Annotated in this window: 1 protein-coding gene; it reads left to right on the forward strand. The window is 52.1% G+C overall.

Annotated elements, in window-relative coordinates:
• Positions 1-419: 419 nt before the first annotated feature.
• A partial coding sequence (locus QUB56_RS36385; protein ID WP_332961216.1) for a Calx-beta domain-containing protein occupies positions 420-4,161 on the forward strand: 3,742 nt, incomplete at its 3' end.

Here is a 4,161-nt window from a genome sequence, read left to right on the forward strand (position 1 = left end):
TGCTCGATCGGACTTTAGCAAAAAATTGCTTGGTTTGGTAAAAGGTCACGAATTTCAATTGCGAATTTACTATTTTTACGATCGCTCTAATTTTGATTTCCTTTTGTTCGTGCGACCCAAACAATTTAGATTCATTTAACTTTTAGAAGGGCGATCGCCCACAATCTACTTTTTTGGAGACTTGACAATTTTAACGGAATATGCGATCGAGCGCGACTACATATTTCTTAATAAGGAGGGTAAAAATATGTAGTCGCTCTCAGCTATAGTTAGTAAATCTGTCTTTAGGGGGATGCGGAAAATCGACAACATCCCAGCGAAAAACCCTAGAGGGGCGACTCCCGGCGGTTAGCACCGGGGAATCGACTTTCCGAGTCATTAACCAACTTTCCACGCACGTTCAAACAGGGAAAATTAATATGGCAACACCCAACTGGGAACCACAAGGTCCGAGCCCCATCATCGGCGGTGGCAACGTCCGCATCACAAGCAAACCCCAAGTAGGGGCGATTCAAGTCGTCCTGAGCGATCCCACCAATGCCAACATCCTCTGGGCGGGTTCCGTCAACGGCGGCATTTGGAAAACCAGGAATGCCACAGACGCAGAACCCACTTGGACTCCCGTCAGCGACACCGCCCCCTCCAAATCCATTAGCTCGCTGGCGATCGACCCCAACAACCATCAGAAGTTGGTTGCTGGCATCGGCAAAATCAGTTCCTTAAACAGGTTGAGCGGTGAATTAACCGGCTTGCTGCTTTCGGAAAACGGCGGAGAAACCTGGAAGCCGATCGGTCAAACAGCCGGAACAAAAGAAGGTGCCGTGAGCCTGTCTGGCAAAGATATCAGAGGCGTCGCTATTAATGGCACTACCATACTCGCGGCTGCAAATAACGGCGGCATCTTCCGCAGCGAGGACGGCGGAAGCAATTTTCAGGCAGTAACAAGCCCAGACAATATTAACTTCAACAGTCTAAATTTCAAGGACTTAGAAATCGACCCCCGCAACCCGCAGCGCTTTTATGCAGCAGCGACAGGTTCAGGAGGGGGCATCTTCCTCAGCAATAACGGTGGCGCAAACTGGGAGGAAATTACCCCTACCAACAGTCAGATTGGGACTGCAACCGAAAACATTGAGCTGGCGATTTCCGGTACTGAACCGGGAAATAGCGCCGTTTATTTCGGCGTCGTCAATAACAAACCTCTGGTAAATAACGAGAAGAAAAACGACGCTCAACTAGATATACTTTTCCGGTCAGATAATAACGGTACAAATTGGACCTCCGTAACACTTCCCACATCTACCGAAACACTCAAAGTCCCCCGCACAGACGCTGAAGGGAATGTAGTAAAAGATGCACAGGGGGAAGACATTCTCGACACTGAAACCTTCCTTTTCGGACTGCATCCGGGAGGGCAGGGAGAGTATCATTTTGGCCTGGCAGTTGACCCGAAAAACCCCAACATCATTTACGCAGCCGGGGACAGGCAGCCTGGAACATCTCTTGACAAGGACAGGGAAGAAGGCTTCCCCACCGAAACTTCCAACTCGATCGGGGCAATGTCATGGACGGCTCGAATCTTCCAGGGAACATTCACTGGCGGTACAACAGTATCTTGGAACCAAATTACTGATAAAAATGCCAACGACACAGCACCCCACGCTGACACTCGCCGCATCACTGTTGATGCAGCCGGAAACTTGGTCATTGGCAACGATGGCGGCGTATACAAGCTCAACAATCCAAAAAAGGAGCCAACGGATCCTACTAGAAAGTGGACGTCCCTTAACGCCGGCCTGCAAATCAGCGAAATTCACTCCATTGATTACGATGCCAATCGGGAAGTCATTCTGGGAGGAGCTCAAGACAACGGCACTTCCGAAAGTCAGGCTGAAGTCTTGACAAAAACAAACAAGTCTTGGGAGGAAGTCGATACAGGAGACGGCGGTAGAATCCGAGTCTACGACAGCAATTCTAACTTCTCGATTCGCTACAGCAGTTCCCAAAGTCTGGGGGGTTTTAATTACCAGGTATTTAAGAAAACAAATAATTGGGAACCGCAATCAGGTGAGGAGCGGCCAAAGCTCGAGGGTTTCAATATTGCTGAGGAAGCGCAGTTCATCACGCCTTTAGAATTGAACAAGGCGCAAGACGGATTGGATGAAGCAAAGGAAGGACTGGCAGGAGAAGGCTTTTGGTTTGTCATCGGTGGCAAGGAAAACGTGTACGAATCAAAGGATGGAGGTGAGACGCTGACTAAGGTGCCTGTAGCGTTCGGCACAACAACAACGACTCTGAATGCGCCAGTAGGATTGGGGGCGATCGCCCTTGGAGGCAAAAAGGGCAACAACCCACAACCCAATGTCCTCTATGTCGGCACAACCCAAGGTGAACTTTACCTGCGCCAACCAGGAGACAAAAACTTAAACGAATTGACAGCCTATCGACAGAAGAATCCAAGCAATCGCGAGATTCGCGATATTGTCCTCGATCCCAATGATTGGGAAAAAGCCTACGTGCTCGATACCAACAGTGTCTGGCGCACTGCTGATGGCGGAAAGAGTTGGAGCAACATTACAGGCGACTTGACTGGGAAGCTAACCCAGGATCAATTTTGGACGATCGAGTACGTTGCTGGAAACAGCGGCGGCAGTGACGGACTCTTAGTGGGCGGTTTAGGGGGAGTTTACTACATCACCAATCCCGGCAGTGCTCCTACAGGCGCGACGTGGCAAAGATTTGGCGCTGTGAAGTCCCCCGACTCTGCTGAGGGACTGCCCGAAAAGGTTTTTGTCAAGGATTTAAATTACGACCCTCGCGACGACGTACTGGCGGCAGGAACCTTCGGACGGGGAGCATGGCTTGCTACTGCTGTCAGGGCAAGCTTCGACTCAACACCAACTCCAACTCCGACTCCAACTCCGACTCCAACACCAACTCCGACTCCGACGCCGACTCCAACTCCGACTCCAACTCCAACTCCGACTCCAACTCCGACTCCAACTCCGACTCCAACTCCGACTCCAACTCCGACTCCAACTCCAACTCCAACTCCAACTCCGACTCCAACTCCGACTCCAACTCCAACTCCAACGCCGACTCCTGCTGGGGTTCCCAGAGTAAGTGTTAGCGATGGCGAAGCACCGGAGAATATTGAGGAAGAAGAAGAATTCGATCCAGATCCGCTAGAGATAGACAATGACGAAGATATTGGCGAACCGCCCGGACTGACGATGTTAGTCTATTTGGACGAGCCGAGTCCCTTCCCGATTACCGTGCAGGTGCAAACGGTAGACGGTACGGCTAAAGCAGGGGTAGACTACGTTCCCGTCAGCGAAACCGTGACATTTGACCCCGGCATAACAGTCGAAAAAGTCAATGTTGAGTTAATTGACGACAAAGTGGCGGAGCCTGATAAAGCCTTGTTCTTGAGAATCGTCAGCGTCAGCCCCAGTAACGTGCAGATCGGCAGGGAACAGGGCAAAGGCATTATCAGCAGCGAACAGGATGAGGAACTCGGCGAAATTATAGACGGTTACAATTTTGATGAATTCTTGGAAGGTGGCGAGGGCAACGACACGATCGACGGCGCGGAAGGAAATGACACCATCCTCGGACTCGGCGGCGACGATTCCCTGGTTGGCGGTGACGGTAACGACATCCTCGATGGCGGTGCCGGCAAAGACACCCTCAGCGGCGACGCAGGCGACGATTCTCTCGTTGGCGGTTTGGGCGACGATTCCTTAGTTGGCGGCGACGGCAACGACATCCTGCAAGGTGGCGACGGCAACGACACTCTCTGTGGCGGTGCCGGCAACGATACCCTCGATGGCGGTGCCGGCAACGACTCTCTCTGTGGTCAGGCTGGCGACGATACCCTCGATGGCGGTGCCGGCAACGACACCCTAGACGGCGGAGAAGGCAACGACAGCATTGTTGGCGGCGACGGCAACGACAGCATAGTCGGCAGTCCCGGCAATGACAGCATCGATGGCGGTGCAGGAATAGATACCCTTTCCTACGGCACTTCTACATCACCAGTCAATATCAACCTCGCCCCCGGCAACATCAAAAACATTGAAGCCATCACCGGCACAACTTTCGCCGATACCATTGTCGGCAGCAGCAGCAACGAAACCTTAATCGGCAACGGCGGCGCCG

It is taken from the genome of Microcoleus sp. AR_TQ3_B6, assembly GCF_036702785.1.
In the GTDB taxonomy this organism is placed as follows: Bacteria; Cyanobacteriota; Cyanobacteriia; order Cyanobacteriales; family Microcoleaceae; genus Microcoleus.